Raw genomic sequence first — 16292 nt, forward strand, 5'->3', positions numbered from 1 at the left:
CATCCTTCAAGCCATGGGAATCACACTTGATACTTCATTGCGGCGTCCGATGCGACGCATCAGTTTCAGGCGGGTGGTCTTCATGGGTGTGGGGGTGGGCGTGGTCATGGGAGTGGCCGTGGCCTTGCGCGCCCTCCCGGCCGGTCCCGTCCAGGACACAGGCGTCGCCATGGTCCGCCTGCGGGCCGATCTCGATCTGCAGGGTCGCATGGCCGATTCCGTACCGCGCCTTGAGGAGACGCTGCGCCTCAGCCAGGAACCGGTTGCCGGGGTGGCCTTCCGGCATCACGAGATGGCAGGTGAGGGCCGTCTCCGTGGTGCTGACGGCCCAGACGTGGAGATGGTGCACCCGCGCCACGCCGGGTAGGCCCTCCAGGGCCGCCCGTACGTCGGGCATTGAGATGCTGGCCGGCACGCCCTGGAGCGACATGGTGATCGACTGGCGCAAGAGATCCCAGGTGCCCCACACGATCACGGCCGCGATGATGAGGCTGAGCAGAGGGTCGATCCAGGTCTGGCCGGTCCACAGGATGACCAGAGCCGCCAGCACGACGCCCAGGGACACCGCCGCATCCGCGGCCATGTGCAGGAAAGCGCCCCGGATGTTGATGTCCGTACGGCTGCCGCTCATGAAGAGCCAGGCCGTGAAGCCGTTGATGAGGATTCCGATCCCCGCCACCACCATCACGGTGACGGCCGCCACGGGTTCCGGCTCCAGGATGCGCCGCACGGATTCCCAGGCGATGCCGCCGACCGCGACCAGGAGCAGGAGCGCGTTGAACAGGGCCGCCAGGATCGAGCTCGACCGCAGGCCGTAGGTGAAGCGCTCAGAACGTTGGCGCTTGGCCAGGATGGCGGCGCCCCAGGCCAGTCCCAAACCGAGCACGTCGCTGAGATTGTGGCCCGCATCCGACAGGAGCGCCATGGAGCCTGCGAGGTATCCGTAGAGGGCCTCGATGACCACGAAGCCGAGATTGAGCGTGATTCCGATCGCGAAGGCCCGCCCGTATTCTACCGGGTGGGCGTGGTCGTGGGAGGCGCCTTCTGGATGTGAATGCGAATGCATGATGAGCTTCTCGCTAATCGCGGACCGAATGGGCTCCCGCCGTCTCGAGGTTGAAGGCCGCCGCGAAGAGCGCGCGAGTATAATCGGTTCGCGGCTCGGCAAAAATGCTTTCCGCCGAACCCTCCTCCACGATCGTGCCGTTCTGCATCACGATCACATGGTTCGCGAGCGCGCGCACCACCCGCAGGTCGTGGCTGATGAACATGTAGGAGAGGTCTCGCTTCTTCTGCAGGTCGCGCAGCAGTTCCACGATCTGCGCCTGCACCGACATGTCGAGGGCTGATGTGGGCTCGTCCAGCATGATGAACTTCGGCTCCAGCGCCATGGCGCGGGCGATGGCGATGCGCTGGCGCTGGCCGCCGGAGAACTCGTGCGGGTAGCGGTCCATGGTGGCGGGATCGAGCCCGACATCGTAAAGCGCCCGGGCGACCACGTCGCGCCGCTCGGCATAGGAGAGGCCCTTGTCCTGCACGAGAAGGCCTTCCTCGACGATCTCGGCCACGGACATGCGGGGCGAGAGCGAGCCGTAGGGGTCCTGGAACACGACCTGGAGGTTCTTGCGCAGCGGCCGCAATTCGTTGGTGCTCAAGCCGTTGATGGGCTGTCCCAGGAAGACCACCGGCCCCTCCGACGAGACGAGGCGCAGGATGGCGAGGCCGAGCGTCGTCTTGCCGGAGCCCGACTCGCCCACCACGCCCACGGTCTCGCCCTGGCGCACCCGAACCGACACGCCGTCGACCGCCTTGACGTGGCCCACCGTGCGGCGGAAGAAGCCGCGCTTGATGGGAAACCAGACCTTGATCGGACCCGCTTCCACGACCACGGGAGCGTCGGCGGCTACTGGGTTGGCGCGGCCTTTCGGTTCCGCCGCCAGGAGGCGCTGGGTGTAGGGATGCTGCGGGTTGCCGAACACCTCCGCCACGGTGCCGTGCTCGACGATCTTTCCTTTGAGCATCACGCAGACCCTGTCGGCCACTTTTCGGACGATGCCGAGATCGTGGGTGATGAACAGCATGGCCATGTTCAGGCGGCTTTTCAGGTCCGCCATCAGCTTGAGAATCTGCGCCTGCACGGTCACGTCGAGCGCCGTCGTGGGCTCGTCGGCGATGAGCAGGTCCGGCTCATTGGCAAGGCACATGGCGATCATGACGCGCTGGCGCTGACCGCCTGAGAGCTGGTGCGGAAACGCATCGAGGCGGCTCTCCGCGTCGCGGATGCCCACAAGGGCGAGAAGTTCCAGCGTGCGGGCGCGGGCCTGCTTCTCCGACATCCCTCGATGCAGGCGCAGGATCTCGCCCACCTGCCGCTCGATGGTGTGCAGCGGGTTGAGCGAGGTCATCGGCTCCTGGAACACCATGGTGATGTCGTCGCCGCGCACTTTTCGCATCTCGTTTTCGTCGGCGGCGACGAGGTCCTTCCCCTTGAAGAGGATCTTTCCGGACGGATGATGCGCGGATGGGTAGGGCAGGAGCTTGAGCACCGAGAGCGCCGACACGGACTTGCCCGAGCCGGATTCGCCCACGAGCGCCACGGTCTCGCCCGGCATGATGTCGAAGGAGATTCGGTCGACCGCAAGCGTATCGCCGCCTCCCTGGCGGAAGGCGACGGAGAGGTCCTGGACCGAGAGGAGGGGTGCTGTCATCGGAACGTCTTTCTCGGATCGAAGGCGTCGCGCACGGCTTCTCCCGCGAAGATCAGCAGGCTCAGCATGAGGGCGATGACGAAGAAGCCCGTGAGGCCGAGCCACGGCGCCTGAAGGTTCGCCTTGCCCTGGGCCAGCAACTCGCCCAGCGAAGGCGATCCGGGCGGCAGTCCGAAGCCCAGGAAATCGAGGGACGTCAGGGTCGTGATCGAGCCGTTGAGGATGAACGGCAGGAAGGTGAGCGTCGCCACCATCGCGTTGGGCAGCAGGTGCTTGAACATGATGGTGCGGTTGGACAGGCCCAGGGCGCGGGCGGCGCGCACGTACTCGAAGTTGCGCGCCCTCAGAAATTCAGCGCGCACCACGCCCACCAGCGACACCCAGGAGAACAGCAGCAGGATGCCCAGGAGCACGAAGAAGCTCGGTGTGATGATGGCCGAGATGATGATGAGGAGGTAGAGCGCCGGGATCGCGGTCCAGACCTCGATGAAGCGTTGGAACACGAGATCGACCCAGCCGCCGAAATACCCCTGCACCGCGCCTGCCAGCACGCCGACCACGGACGAGATTCCGGCCAGGATCAGGCCGAACAGCACCGAGATGCGAAAGCCGTAGATGAGGCGGGCCACCACATCGCGGCCTTGGTCGTCGGTGCCGAGCCAGTTCCATTCCAGCGCCGCACAGGTCGAGCCGCCGTTGCGCTCGGCCATGGGGCGGCACTGCTCGTCGGTGAGCATCCAGGTGGGCGGCGCGGGGGCGGGGACCGGCAGGTCGAGATTGTGGGTGTTGTAGGAGAAGCGGATCGGCGGCCAGAGGATCCAGCCGTTGTCCTGGATCTCTTTCGAAATGACGGGATCGCGGTAATCGGTCTGTGCCAGGAACCCGCCGAACTTTTCCTCCGGATAGTCCACGAAGACCGGCGCGAGCCATTCGCCCTTATAGGAGATGAGGATCGGCTTGTCGTTGGCGATGAACTCCGCGAACAGGCTGACCACGAACAGGACGATGAAGATCCAGAACGACCAGTAGCCGCGCCGGTTGGCCTTGAAGTTCTGGATGCGCCTGCGGTTGAGCGGCGAGATTCGAATGAGGCCCTCGCGGGGCAAGGGCGGGGCAACCGGCGATGCGGCGGGCGGGGCGACCGGGATGCTCTCGTTCATCTCAGGCCTCCCGGGTCTCGAAATCGATCCGCGGGTCGATCCACGTATAGGTGAGGTCGGAGACGAGGTTCACCACGAGGCCCACGAGGGAGAAGATGTAGAGGTTGGCGAACACCACCGGATAGTCGCGGTTCACGATGGACTCGAAGGACAGGAGCCCCAGGCCGTCGAGGGAGAAGATGGTTTCGATGAGGAGCGCCCCCGCGAAGAAGGCCCCGATGAAGGCGCCCGGGAAGCCCGCGATGACGATCAGCATGGCGTTTCGGAACACGTGGCCGTAGAGCACCTGGCTCTCGGACAGGCCCTTCATGCGGGCGGTGAGCACGTATTGCTTGCGGATCTCGTCCAGGAACGAGTTCTTGGTGAGCAGGGTCGAGGTCGCGAAGGCACCGAGCGCCATGGCGGTGATCGGCAGGGCGATATGCCAGAAATAGTCCACGATCTTGCCGAAGAGCGAGAGCTGGGCCCAGTTCTCGGAGGTGAGGCCGCGTAAGGGAAAGATCTGCCAGAACGACCCGCCCGCGAACAGCACGATGAGCAGGATCGCGAAGAGGAAGCCTGGGATCGCGTAGCCGACGATGACCACCGCCGACGTCCAGATGTCGAAGGACGATCCGTCCCGCACGGCCTTCTTGATGCCGAGAGGGATGGAGATCGCGTAGGAGAGCAGGGTCATCCACAGGCCTAGGCTGATCGAGACGGGCAGCTTCTCCTTGATCAGTTCCAACACCGAGACGTCACGGAAATAACTCTTGCCGAAATCGAAGCGGGCATAATCCCACAGCATTTTCACGAAACGCTCCGGCGCCGGCTTGTCGAAGCCGAACTGGACCTCGAGCTGCTTGATGAAGGCGGGATCGAGGCCTTGCGCCCCCCGGTAGGGCGATGAGGATTCGGCCCCCATCCCGGCCTGAGGTCCACCGGACACGTCGCCGCCACCGCCGGAGATGCGCGAGGTCGCGCCCGAATCCTGGCCCTGGAGCTGGGCGATGACCCGCTCCACGGGTCCGCCGGGGGCGAATTGCACGATCACGAAGGAGATGAGCATGATGCCGAACAGGGTCGGGATCATGAGGAGGATGCGGCGCGCGATATAGGCGAACATCAGAGCATCGCGCCGGTGCGGTTTCGTCGTGAAAGAGCCGTCAAACCTTATCCTCGTCCGATCCGCTTCGCCTTCTCGGCATCATACCACCAGGTCGCCGGCGCGCCCGACCCGAAGCGCGGCTTCGTGTCGGGCCGGGAGAACTGATCCCAGGCGGCGATCCAGTTGCTGGGCTTGTACCACATGGGAACCCAATAATGCCCCGCGCGCAAGACGCGGTCGAGGGCACGGCAGGCGGTGGTGAGCTCCTGGCGGGTTTTCGCCGAGCCGATGACTTCCACGAGGGCGTCCACCGCAGGGCTGGCGATGCCCGCGACATTGTAGGAACCCGGAGCCTGGCCGGCAGCCGAGCCGTAGACGACCCGGAGGCTGTCCCCCGGCGTGGGCGAGCCCGAGAGCGCCCGGCTCGTCATGTCGAAATCGTAGGAATCCATGCGGGCCTGGTATTGGGCCGCGTCGACGATCCGGGAGGTCGCGTTGATGCCGAGCCGCTTCAGATTGGCCTGGAAGGGCTGCGTATGAGGCTGCAGGGAGGGTTGGAAGTCGAGGAACTCGATGGTGAACGGCGCGCCGCCCGGTAGCCTCAGCACGCCACCCTCGCGCTTGCAGCCGGCCTGGCGCAGGAGTTCGTCCGCGCGCCGCAGGAGGTTGCGGTCCTGGCCAGAGCCGTCGCTCACGGGGGGCGTGTAGGGCTCGCCGAACACCGAGGCCGGGACCTTGTCGCGGAACGGCTCCAGCAGGGCGAGCTCCTCCGGCGAGGGCTGGCCCGTCGCCTTGAGGTCCGAGTTCTCGAAATACGAGGTCAGCCGCTCGTAAGCTCCGAACATGATGGTCTTGTTGGTCCACTCGAAATCGAAGGCCAAGCCGATGGCCTCGCGGATGCGCGGATCCTTGAAGGCATCCCGCCGGGTGTTGAAGTACCAGCCCTGGATGGGGGAGGGCGCGTCGTTCTCGATGGTCTCCTTGACGACTTTCCCGTCGCGCACGGCCGGGAAGTCGTAACCCGTCGCCCAGATGCGGGACGTGTATTCCTCGTTGAACGTCAGCGTGCCGTTCTTGAACGCCTCGAAGGCTACGGTCCGGTCGCGGAAATACTCATAGCGGATCCGATCGAAATTGTTGACGCCCACGTTCACGGGCAGGTCCTTCGCCCAGTAATCGGCCACGCGCTCCAATTCGATGAATCGTCCCGGCTCGAAGCGCCCGACCTTGTAGGGACCCGACCCGAGTGGAGCCTGAAGCGTTGAGGCTTCGAAATCGCGGCCCTGCCAATAGGTGGCCGAGAAGATCGGCATGCCGGCGACCACGAGGTGCAGGTCGCGGCTGCGGCGCTCCGAGAACTGCACGCGGAGGATGTTGTCCGACTCGGCCTCCGCCGACGCCATCTCGGTGAGGAGCAGGCGCAAGGTCGGGTGGCCCTTCTCCTTCAGGACGTTCAGGGAATAGGCCGCGTCCTTGGCGGTCAGCTTGGAGCCGTCGTGGAAGCGCGCCGCCGGGTGGATGAGGAAGCGGTAGGTCAGCCGGTCGGGCGAGATCCGCACGCTCCTCGCCGCGAGGCCATAGAGCGCGTCGGGCTCGTCCCCGGAGCCCGCCATCAGGCTGTCGAAGGTGGACGGCATTCCGGCCGCGCCGTCGCCCTTCATCACATAGACGTGGAGCGTGTTGAAGGTGTCGAAGTTCTGGTTGCCGAGCGTGGACTTGATCTGGATCGCCAGTGTGCCGCCTTTCGGGGCGTTGGGGTTCACGTAGCCGAAATGCTTGAAATCGGCCGGGTATTTGAGGTCGCCGAAGCTCGACAGGCCGTAGGTTTCGGTCTCGCCCGGCGCCTGCGCGAGCGCGAAGCGCGGCAGGCCAGCGAGGCCTAGGGCGGCTCCGCCCGCAAGAAGGCTGCGTCGCGTGGTCGTCATCGGGGCGCTCCGGTCTTGGCGGCCTTGGCGGCATCATACCACCAGATGGTCGGGAAGGCGGCGGCGCCGTAGCGCGGCATCGCCTGCGGATGGCTGAAGCGGTCCCAGCGGGCTGTGCGCTGCTTCAGGGTCGTCCATTGCGGCACCACGTAGTCGTGCGACAGCAGGACCCGGTCGAGGGCCTTGCTGGCCGCCACGAGTTCGTCCCGGCTCTTGGCGTAGATCACCCGGTCGATCAGCGCATCCACCCCCGGATCGGCGATGCCGGCCAAGTTGCGGGAGCCCTCGCGCTTGGCCGATTCCGATCCCCAGAAGGCGCGCTGCTCGTTGCCCGGCGACAGGGTCTGCGGCCAGACGCCCGAGATCACGTCATAGTCGAAGGCGCGGGTGCGGTTCGTCATCTGCACGTCGTCGATAATGCGCACGGAGGTGACGATCCCGAGCCGGTCCAGGGAGGACTTGTAGGGCAGGAAGACCCGCTCCTCATTGGGCGAGTCGCCCAGCAATTCGAGCGTGAAGACCTCGCCCTTCGAGTTTACCCGCCGTCCGTCCTTGAGGGTCCAGCCGGCCTCGCGCAGCAGCTTGTCGGCCTCACGCAGGTTGTTGCGCACCGCTTCCGGCGAATCGCCCACGGGGTTCGTGTAAGGCGTGGTGAAGACCACGGGCGGAACCTTGTCCCGCACGCTCTCGATGATCTCTTTCTCGAGCCCTTCCGGCAAGCCGGTGGAGGCGAGATCGAGGCCGTAGAAATAGCTCGACGGCCGCTCGTACTGGCCCGAGAAGATGGTGCGGTTGATCTCCTCGAACGGGAACGCCAGATTGAGGGCGCGGCGCACCCGCTGGTCCTGGAATTTCTCCCGGCGCAGGTTGAGCACGAAAGCCTGCATGCGGCCCACGGAGCGCTGGTCGAACTCCTCCAGCACCACCTTGCCCTCCTGCCGGGCCGGGAAGTTGTAGCCCGTCGCCCAGTTGCGGGCGCTGTTCTCGGAGCGAAAATCGAGACGGTCGCCCTTGAAGGCTTCGAGCAGGACCGTGGCATCCCGGTAATACTCGAAGCGGATCTCGTCGAAATTGTTCTGGCCCACGTTCACGTTGAGGGTCTGGCCCCAGTAATCCTTCACGCGCTCGTAGGAAGCGGACCGGCCCGCATCGAAGGTCTTGATGCGGTAGGGGCCCGATCCGAGGGGCGGCTCGAGGGTGGTCTGCGTGATGTCGCGCTTGCGCCCGTCCGGCGCCGTGCCCTCCCACCAGTGCTTCGGCAGCACCATGAGCTGGCCCATGATCTGCGGCAGCTCCCGGTTGCCGGTCTGGTTGAAGGTGAACTTGACCTCACGGTCGCCCGTCTCCTCCGCCTTGGTCACGTTCGCATAATAGAACGCGTACATCGGGCTGTTGGCCTTCAGGGTGTCGAACGAGAAGACCACGTCGTCCACCGTCACGGGTCGGCCGTCATGCCATTTGGCCTCCGGGCGCAGCCGGAAGGACACGGAGGAATAGTCCGCCGGATAGGCGAAGGTTTCCGCCAGAAGGCCGTAGGAGGCGCTGGGCTCGTCGAGGGAGCCGGTGGTCAGGGTCTCGAAGACGAGACCGATGCCCTGCTCGGGGGTGCCCTTCACGCCCGCCACCACGATGTTGAAGCTGTCGAAGGTGCCCTGGGCGCCGAGCCGCACGAGACCGCCCTTGGGGGCGTCGGGGTTGACGTAGTCGTAATGCTTGAAGCCGGCCGGGTATTTGGGCTCGTCGAGCAGGGCCGACCCATGGCGCCAGGGCCCGGCGGTCGCCTCCTGGGCCGATACGGGGAATGCGGCGAGGGAGGCGGCGGTGATGCAGGCGGCCGCGAGGCCCAGCAGGGAGGATCGGATCAAAGGCGTCTCCTGACGGTGAGGCGTCTTGAAGGGCATGCACGGGACGAGGCAGGGCGTTTGGACCCCAAGCGTGCCGAACACAACGAAGTCCATTCGGTTCCTACATTTTTGTCCGGAACGGGGCGAGAGCAAGGGACCCTCGCCAAAACAAAAAGCCGGGCGCAAGGGCCCGGCTTCAAGAATGCGAGAGCGAGCGCGGTTACTGCGCGGCCGGGAAGGCCACCGGGCTCTCGGAGAGGCTGCGCAGATAGGCTAGGATGTCGGCCCGCTCCTGCGGCTGGTTGACGCCCGCGAAGGCCATGATGGTGCCGGGAACGGCGCCCTTTGGGCTGTGGATGAACTTGTCGAGGTCCTCGTAGGACCAGTTGCCGCCCTTGCCCTTGAGAGCCGCCGAGTAGTTGAAGCCCTCGTGCGAGGCCACGGGACGGCCGACGATGCCGTAGAGGTCGGGACCGACCTTGTTGGGACCGCCCTTCTCGAAGCTGTGGCAGGCCTGGCATTTCTTGGCGGAAGACTGGCCCTTGGCGGCGTCGGCCTTGGCCAGGCGCACCGGCAGGGGCTCCTCGGGGGCGGCCGCGGCGGCACCAGCGGAGGCGGTCGCCTCCGGGGCAGGGAGATCGTATCCGAGAACCGCGGGCTTGTGAGGGGCGAAAAGACCGCCGGCAATGACGTTCACGCCGACCACGAAGAGAAGCGAACCGAAAACGGCGCCTGCAATCTTATTGGTCTCGATATTCATGAAATAGGCTCTCCTCGCCTTCGGACGGCGGAACCAGCGCAGCGGAAGGGATGGGCACGGCCAGGGACAGGAGACCCCCGCCCGCGCAACCGTGGCTGCTTAGCCATAGAGGAGGGGGTTTGACAATGGGGTTTCGCCTGTCTCTTGGTCGCAGCGTGGAATTTGAATGACTAAAATGTGGGGACGGTTCCATAAGGCCAGGTTCGAAGGACGACCGTCATCCGATGACAAACCGTCCATGACAAATGGTCCCGACCTTGCTAAGGACCCGGCTTTCGTCACGCCATAACCCTCATGTCCGATCCCATTGTCCTGATTCCGGCCCGCCTCGCGGCGCTTCGCCTCCCCAACAAGCCCCTCGCGGACATCGCCGGGACGCCCATGATCGTGCATGTCTGGCGCCGGGCGGTGGAGGCCGGGATCGGAACCGTGGCGGTGGCCACCGACGCGCCCGAGATCGCCGAGGCGGTCGAGCGGGCGGGAGGCCGGGCCGTGATGACCCGGGCCGACCACGCTTCCGGGTCCGACCGCATCCACGAGGCTGTGGAAAAGCTCGACCCGGACGGGCGCCACGATATCGTCGTGAACGTCCAGGGAGACTTTCCGACCATCGACCCGCGGGCGATCAGGGCAGCCATCTCGCCCTTGGAGGATACCGCCGTCGACATCGCGACCCTCGTCTATCCCATCGAGCGAGAGGACGAGAAGGTGAACCCCAATGTCGTGAAGATGGTGGGCACCGAGCTGTCACCCGGCCGTTTCCGCGCCCTCTACTTCACCCGGGCCACGGCTCCGACCGGAGAGGGGCCGCTCTATCATCACATCGGGGTCTACGCCTATCGCCGCGCCGCCCTGCGCCGGTTCGTCGAGCTTCCGGCCTCGCCGTTGGAGCGGCGCGAGCGCCTGGAGCAGCTCAGGGCCGTGGAGGCCGGCATGCGCATCGACGCCGTCGTGGTCGACGACGTGCCCTTCGGCGTCGACACGCCCCAGCAGCTCGAGGAGGCGCGCGCCCTCATCGCCGCCCGGAGACAGCCATGACCAAGCTCATTTCGTTCCAGGGCGAGCCCGGGGCCAACTCCCACACGGCTTGCGACGAGGCCCGGCCGGGCTGGACGCCCCTGCCGTGCCCCACCTTCGAGGACGCCTTCGCGGCGATCCAGGAGGGGCAGGCCGAGCTGGGCATGATCCCCATCGAGAACTCCATCGCGGGCCGGGTGGCGGACATCCACCACCTGCTGCCGACCTCCGGGCTCCACATCATCGGCGAGCACTTCCTGCCGATCCATTTCCAGCTCATGGCGATCCCCGAGGCGGATCTCGGCACCATCCGGAGCGTGCACAGTCACGTCCATGCGCTGGGCCAATGCCGCAAGATCATCCGCAAGCTCGGCCTCAAGGCCCATGTGGCGGGCGACACGGCGGGCTCGGCCCGCGAGGTCTCCGAGTGGAAGGATCCGAGCCGCGCGTCGCTCGCGCCCCGCATGGCCGCGCCCATCTACGGCCTCAAGATCCTGGCCGAGGACGTGGAGGACGAGGCCCACAACACGACCCGCTTCGTGATCCTGTCCAAGACGGTCCAGTGGGCTCCCCTCGGGTCCGGCCCCATGGTCACGAGCTTCGTGTTCCGGGTGCGCAACATCCCGGCGGCGCTCTACAAGGCGCTGGGGGGCTTCGCCACGAACGGCGTCAACATGACCAAGCTCGAAAGCTACATGCTGGAGGGCGACTTCACGGCCACGCAGTTCTACGCGGAGGTTGACGGACATCCCGAGGAGCCGGGTCTGCGCCGGGCGCTCGAGGAGCTGGAGTTCTTCTCCCGTGAGCTACGGATTCTCGGCGTCTATCCGGCCCACCCGTTCCGGGAACAGGTGCGGGAAGCCGCCGAGTGATCCTGGTTCGCGACGCCGTAGAGGCGGACGTGGAGGGCGTTGCCCGCGCCCATGTCCGGGGCTGGCGGGAGACCTATGCGGAATTTCTGTCGCCCCCGGCGCTTCAGGGGCTGTCCGTGGAGGAGCGTGCCGCCCAATGGCGCGGGGCGTTTGCGCGGCCGGACCCGGAGGCGAAGGTCGTGGTGGCTGAGGCGGCGGATGGCGAAATCGTGGGCTTTGCCCGCGGCGGACCCTTGCGGGGCAAGGAGCCCATGCTCCTGGGCACCGAAACAGAACTCTATGCGATCTACCTCATCGACAAGGTCAAGCGGCAGGGTCTGGGCCGCCGTATGATGCGGGACGTGTTCAACCACCTGGCCACGCATGGCTTCGCTTCGGTGGGCCTGTGGGTCCTCAAGGAGAACGCGCCCGCCCGCCGCTTCTACGAGAGGCTCGGCGGGGTGGCCGGGCCGGAGCAATCCTTCGACATACGTGGCGATTGGGTGACGGAGATCGCCTACCGGTTCGAGCCGATCCCCGCCCTCTAGCCCTCCACCCACAGCCGCAGGAGGTGGTTGGCGATGGCGATGGGATTGGGGGCCAGGAATTGCTCGTGCTCGCCCGCCAGCATCCGGCGCACGTCCTCCTTCGAGAACCAGCGCACGTCCTCCATCTCGGCCGCGTCCATGGTGATCGCTTCCGACTCGGCCTCGCCGAGGCAGCCGATCATGATGGACGACGGGAACGGCCAGGGCTGGGAGGCGAGGTAGCGCACGGGCCCGACCCGGATGCCGGCCTCCTCGAAGGTTTCCCGCCGCACCGCATCCTCCACGGTCTCGCCGGGCTCCAGGAATCCCGCCAGGCACGAATAGGTCCGCTCCGCGAAATGGGCGCCGCGCCCCAGGAGGCATTGGTCTCCCCGGGCGATCAGCATGATGACCACCGGGTCGGTGCGAGGGAAGTGCTGCGTGCCGCAGGCCGGGCAATCGCGCCGGTAGCCCGCCTGGCTGGCCTGGGTCGGGTTCCCGCAATTGGCGCAGAAGCGGTGCCGCGCATGCCAGCCCAGCAGGGACTTGGCGGTGGCGAGCAGCCCCAGCTCTTCTTCCGGCACGAGGCCCTTCGTAGCCACGGACCGCAGGTCGGCGGTGATGAAGTCCGGATCGTTCTCGAACAACGCGGCCGCCTCGGGGGCCGCGAGCGCGGCGATCACGGGCCGGTCATCGATGGTGCCGAGCAGCACCTGCTCCCGGGGGCCGCCCGCCCGGTCCAGGGCCGTGACCGGCAGGAGGCCGGTGCCGGGCTGCCCCGCCCGGAGAACCGGAACGTCGCCCGCCAACAGCACCAGGGCGGTGCGGGGGTCGCCCGCGTGGCGCGCCAGGGCTTCGGGGTCGCGCTCGGCGCTGTGCCGCACCGTCGGGTTGGTGATGTAGGCGATCGGCATGGTTTTGTCGGGTCTCGGTTCAATCGGCCAAGAAGAGGGCGGCGGCCCGCTCGATAAGGGCGGTCGCGGCGTGATCGGGGTAGGGATTGCGCGTGCCGTGGCCCCAGACGGGCCCCGGCCAGGCCGGATCCGAGCGGAAGCGGCCGATCACGTGGATATGGAGCTGGGTGACGATGTTGCCCAGGGCTCCCACATTGACCTTGTCGGGCTTCGACAGGGTGAGCATCACGCGGGTGGCGACCCGGATCTCCCGCATGGCCTGCGCGGCCTGCTCGTCGGACAGGTCCGTCAGCTCTCCGAGGCCGGGCAAGCGCGGAACGAGCACGAACCAGGGAAAGCGGGCGTCGTTCAGGAGCAACACGCTGCACAGGTCCAAGTCTCCCACCGGCAGGGTGTCGGCGGCGAGGCGGGGGTCGAGGGTGAATTCGGAAGGGGCGTGAGAAACCATAGGCTCTCATTAACCGAGCTTGCGGCATCTTGCCTATCCCTCGGGGCCCCGGTTCGCGGGGGCGCGGCTTCCAACTTGCGTTCCGGCGATGAAAACTCCATATAGGCACCGGGAGGTTGGCGAGGGACGTCTCACTCGCCAACCGGGTCAGATCCGGAAGGAAGCAGCCCTAACGAGACCGAACGGGTCTTCGTCCAGCCTCCCACCTCGCGCCTCTCCGCGAGCGCACCTTTCAAAGCCTTGCTCATGAATGATTTGACAGCCGGCACGCCTTTCGACGACGAGCCGGGCCTGCCGGGCTTTCCGGCCGCGCCATCGGCGACGGCAACCGCCTACCGGGTTCTCGCCCGCAAATACCGCCCGCGCACGTTCGACGACCTCATCGGCCAGGAGGCCATGGTCCGCACCCTCTCGAACGCCTTCGAGACGGGCCGGATTCCGCAGGCCTGGATGCTCACGGGCGTCCGAGGCGTGGGCAAGACCACGACGGCCCGCATCCTGGCCCGGGGCCTGAATTACCAGAAACCCGACGGCTCCGGCGCGCCCACGATCCACATGCCCGAGCTCGGCGTCCATTGCGAGGCCATCATGGAATCGCGGCACGTGGACGTCTTGGAGATGGACGCCGCATCCCATACGGGCATCGACGACGTGCGCCAGATCATCGACGGCATTCGCTACTCGCCGGTCTCGGCCCGCTACAAGGTCTACATCATCGACGAGGTCCACATGCTCTCGGACAAGGCGTTCAACGCCTTTCTGAAGACGCTGGAGGAGCCGCCGCCCCACGCCAAGTTCATCTTCGCCACCACGGAAATCCGCAAGGTTCCGGTGACGATCCTATCCCGCTGCCAGCGCTTCGACCTGCGCCGCATCGATTCCGACAAGCTCGTGACGCATCTCGGCCACATCTGCGCGGCCGAGGGCGTGACGGCCGAGCCGGAGGCACTCGCCGCCATCGCCCGCGCGGCGGAAGGCTCTGCGCGCGATTCGCTCTCGCTCATGGACCAGGCCATCGCCCACGGGGCCGGGGACGTGAAGGCCGAGACCGTGCGCGACATGCTGGGGCTCGCCGACCGCACCCGCGTGATCGACCTGTTCGAGGCCGTCATGCGTGGCGACGTGCCCGGCGCGTTCGAGAGCCTGCGGTCCCAGTACGATGCCGGAGCCGATCCGGGCGTGATCCTGTCGGACCTCGCCACCTTCGCCCACGTGGTGACGCGCCTGAAACTCATCCCGGAGGCCGCCAAGGACCCGGCGCTGTCGGAGGCCGAGCGCGTGCGGGGGCTGGAATGCGCCGCGCGCCTGTCCGTGCGCACCCTGTCCCGCGCCTGGCAGATCTTGCTAAAAGGCGTGCCGGAGGTGCAATCCTCCAACCGCCCGGTGGCGGCCGCCGAGATGGTGATCGTGCGCCTCGCCTACGCGGCCGATCTGCCGACCCCGGACGAAGCCCTGCGGGCCCTGAAGGACGGTTCACCCGTTCCGGGTGGGTCCCCTGGGCCCCGACCCTCCGGCGGACCCGCCACCAACGGTAACATCGCGCTCGCCACCTCGCAGCCGCGTCCCATGCCCCGTCCCCAACCCGCCCAGCCCGAGCCCACCATGCGGCTGCGCCGGTTCGAGGACGTGGTCGCCATGGCCGGCGAGCAGCGCGAGATCGTGCTTAAGACCGCCCTGGAGCGGGACGTGCGTCTCGTGCGGTTCGAGGAAGGCTCCATCGAGTTCAGCCTGGCGGAAGGCGGCAGCCGGACCCTGGCCAACGATCTCGCCCGCGCTCTCCAGCAATGGACCGGCCAGCGCTGGATGGTGGCCTTGTCATCGGACGAAGGCGCCCCAACCTTGCGGGAGCAGGCCGACAACGCGGAGCGGGAACGCAAGGCGGGCGCGGCCAACCATCCGCTGGTGCAGGCGGTCCTGTCCAAGTTTCCCGGCGCCAAGATCGTCAACGTGGTCGAGCGCGCCAAGGACGACGGGCCCGGACCCGATGCCGAAACGGAAATCTTAGGCGAAGCCGATGCCCTCGCGGCCCACGAGGCCGAAGAAGACAACGACCTGGAGTAAGACATGCGCGATATCATGGGATTGATGAAGCAGGCCCAAGCCATGCAGCAGAAGCTGCAGGACGCTCAGGCCGAGCTTGAGACCGTGGAGGTCGAGGGCACGTCGGGCGGCGGCGTCGTGACCGTGAAGGTCACCGGCAAAGGCCAGCTCAAGGCCATCAGCATCGATGCCTCGCTCATGAACCCGGACGAGAAGGAAATTCTCGAGGACCTGATCGTGGCGGCCATGAACGACGCCAAGGGCAAGGCCGACCGGGCCGCCGAGGAGCGCATGGCGGCACTGACGAAGGGCCTGCCGATCCCGCCCGGCATGAAGCTGTTCTGAGGCTTTCATGGCTCAATCCGTTGCCGGTCCCGAGATCGAGCGCCTGATCCAGCTCCTCGCCCGTCTGCCGGGCCTGGGGCCGCGTTCGGCGCGGCGGGCCGCCCTGCACTTGATCAAGAAACGTGAGACGCTGCTCAATCCGTTGAGCGACGCCATGCGGGTCGCCAACGAGCGCATCGTGGTGTGCTCGTCCTGCGGCAATGTGGACACGTCCGACCCCTGCACCATCTGCCGCGATTCCCGCCGCGACGTGTCGATCCTCGTGGTGGTCGAGGACGTGTCGGACCTGTGGGCGCTGGAGCGCTCCGGGGCCGTGAGCGCGCGCTACCACGTGCTGGGCGGCGTGCTGTCGCCCCTCGACGGCGTGCGGCCCGAGCACCTGAACCTCGACCGGCTCGTGGCGCGGGCCTCGGAGGCCGGCGTCAGCGAGGTGCTGCTGGCCCTGAACGCCACCGTCGACGGCCAGACCACTGCCCATTACATCACCGAACTGCTCGCGCACTTGCCCGTGAAGGTCACACGGCTCGCCCACGGCGTTCCTGTCGGCGGAGAGCTCGATTATCTCGACGAAGGCACGCTCTCGGCCGCCATCCGCCAGCGCACTTCCTTGTAGGCGGATCAGTCATACCACTCCCTATGGCTTAGCTGAGCGCTTCAATGTAACAT

The 16292-nt window shown here is 66.7% G+C and carries 15 protein-coding genes and 1 other RNA gene; 7 read left to right on the forward strand and 9 right to left on the reverse strand.

Annotated elements, in window-relative coordinates:
* Window positions 1–34: 34 nt before the first annotated feature.
* The 7 genes from ILT42_RS19475 to ILT42_RS19505 all read right to left on the reverse strand — a co-directional run bounded on the left by ILT42_RS19475 (window position 35) and on the right by ILT42_RS19505 (window position 9484).
* Complete coding sequence (locus ILT42_RS19475) at window positions 35–1066, reverse strand: cation diffusion facilitator family transporter (RefSeq protein ID WP_204217557.1); 1032 nt, start codon at window positions 1064–1066, stop codon at window positions 35–37.
* A 13-nt stretch (window positions 1067–1079) separates the two neighbouring features.
* Complete coding sequence (locus tag ILT42_RS19480) at window positions 1080–2708, reverse strand: ABC transporter ATP-binding protein (RefSeq protein ID WP_204217558.1); 1629 nt, start codon at window positions 2706–2708, stop codon at window positions 1080–1082.
* Window positions 2705–3868, reverse strand: a complete 1164-nt coding sequence (locus tag ILT42_RS19485) for an ABC transporter permease (protein WP_229428788.1) — start codon at window positions 3866–3868, stop codon at window positions 2705–2707. Before ILT42_RS19485 ends, ILT42_RS19480 begins: the two co-directional genes overlap by 4 nt.
* 1 nt (window position 3869) lies before the next feature.
* Window positions 3870–4973 carry a microcin C ABC transporter permease YejB gene (locus tag ILT42_RS19490; protein WP_204217559.1) on the reverse strand — a complete coding sequence of 368 codons (1104 nt, stop codon included), beginning with the start codon at window positions 4971–4973 and terminating at the stop codon, window positions 3870–3872.
* Window positions 4974–5020: 47 nt separating this feature from the next.
* Window positions 5021–6880, reverse strand: a complete 1860-nt coding sequence (locus ILT42_RS19495; RefSeq protein ID WP_204217560.1) for an extracellular solute-binding protein — start codon at window positions 6878–6880, stop codon at window positions 5021–5023.
* Entirely contained in the window at window positions 6877–8781 is a 1905-nt protein-coding gene (locus tag ILT42_RS19500; RefSeq protein ID WP_229428802.1) for an extracellular solute-binding protein, read from the reverse strand. The genes ILT42_RS19495 and ILT42_RS19500 overlap by 4 nt, the downstream gene beginning before the upstream one ends.
* Window positions 8782–8944: 163 nt before the next feature.
* Entirely contained in the window at window positions 8945–9484 is a 540-nt protein-coding gene (locus tag ILT42_RS19505) for a c-type cytochrome (RefSeq protein ID WP_204217562.1), read from the reverse strand.
* A 294-nt stretch (window positions 9485–9778) separates the two neighbouring features.
* Here ILT42_RS19505 and ILT42_RS19510 point away from each other — a divergent pair, with 294 nt between their 5' ends.
* The 3 genes from ILT42_RS19510 to ILT42_RS19520 are packed head-to-tail and all read left to right on the forward strand — an operon-like array spanning window position 9779 to window position 11900.
* Window positions 9779–10522: a 3-deoxy-manno-octulosonate cytidylyltransferase gene (locus tag ILT42_RS19510; RefSeq protein ID WP_204217563.1), complete on the forward strand. Its 744-nt coding sequence runs from the start codon at window positions 9779–9781 to the stop codon at window positions 10520–10522.
* The gene (locus ILT42_RS19515) at window positions 10519–11373 is read left to right on the forward strand and encodes a prephenate dehydratase (RefSeq protein WP_204217564.1); all 855 of its coding nucleotides are present in this window, start codon (window positions 10519–10521) and stop codon (window positions 11371–11373) included. The genes ILT42_RS19510 and ILT42_RS19515 overlap by 4 nt, the downstream gene beginning before the upstream one ends.
* Window positions 11370–11900 (forward strand): GNAT family N-acetyltransferase, encoded by a 531-nt coding sequence (locus ILT42_RS19520; protein WP_204217565.1) that lies wholly within the window; start codon window positions 11370–11372, stop codon window positions 11898–11900. The genes ILT42_RS19515 and ILT42_RS19520 overlap by 4 nt, the downstream gene beginning before the upstream one ends.
* Here ILT42_RS19520 and nudC read toward each other — a convergent pair.
* Together nudC and ILT42_RS19530 are read right to left on the reverse strand one after the other, a co-directional pair.
* Window positions 11897–12793, reverse strand: coding sequence for an NAD(+) diphosphatase (nudC, locus tag ILT42_RS19525; RefSeq protein ID WP_204217566.1), 897 nt, complete (start codon window positions 12791–12793; stop codon window positions 11897–11899). The genes ILT42_RS19520 and nudC overlap by 4 nt on opposite strands.
* A 19-nt stretch (window positions 12794–12812) precedes the next feature.
* The gene (locus ILT42_RS19530; RefSeq protein ID WP_204217567.1) at window positions 12813–13241 is read right to left on the reverse strand and encodes an HIT domain-containing protein; all 429 of its coding nucleotides are present in this window, start codon (window positions 13239–13241) and stop codon (window positions 12813–12815) included.
* Between the two features lie 110 nt (window positions 13242–13351).
* Between ILT42_RS19530 and ffs the strand changes: the two genes are divergently transcribed.
* From ffs to recR, 4 genes are all read left to right on the forward strand, one after another.
* An RNA gene (ffs, locus tag ILT42_RS19535) (signal recognition particle sRNA small type) lies at window positions 13352–13448 on the forward strand.
* A gap of 39 nt (window positions 13449–13487) precedes the next feature.
* Window positions 13488–15302 carry a DNA polymerase III subunit gamma/tau gene (locus tag ILT42_RS19540; RefSeq protein WP_204217568.1) on the forward strand — a complete coding sequence of 605 codons (1815 nt, stop codon included), beginning with the start codon at window positions 13488–13490 and terminating at the stop codon, window positions 15300–15302.
* A gap of 3 nt (window positions 15303–15305) precedes the next feature.
* Entirely contained in the window at window positions 15306–15626 is a 321-nt protein-coding gene (locus ILT42_RS19545) for a YbaB/EbfC family nucleoid-associated protein (protein ID WP_204217569.1), read from the forward strand.
* 7 nt (window positions 15627–15633) lie between these two features.
* Window positions 15634–16239 carry a recombination mediator RecR gene (recR, locus tag ILT42_RS19550; protein ID WP_204217570.1) on the forward strand — a complete coding sequence of 202 codons (606 nt, stop codon included), beginning with the start codon at window positions 15634–15636 and terminating at the stop codon, window positions 16237–16239.
* Window positions 16240–16292 lie beyond the last annotated feature (53 nt).

It is taken from the genome of Microvirga pudoricolor (assembly GCF_016892705.1).
Taxonomy (GTDB): Bacteria; Pseudomonadota; Alphaproteobacteria; order Rhizobiales; family Beijerinckiaceae; genus Microvirga; species Microvirga pudoricolor.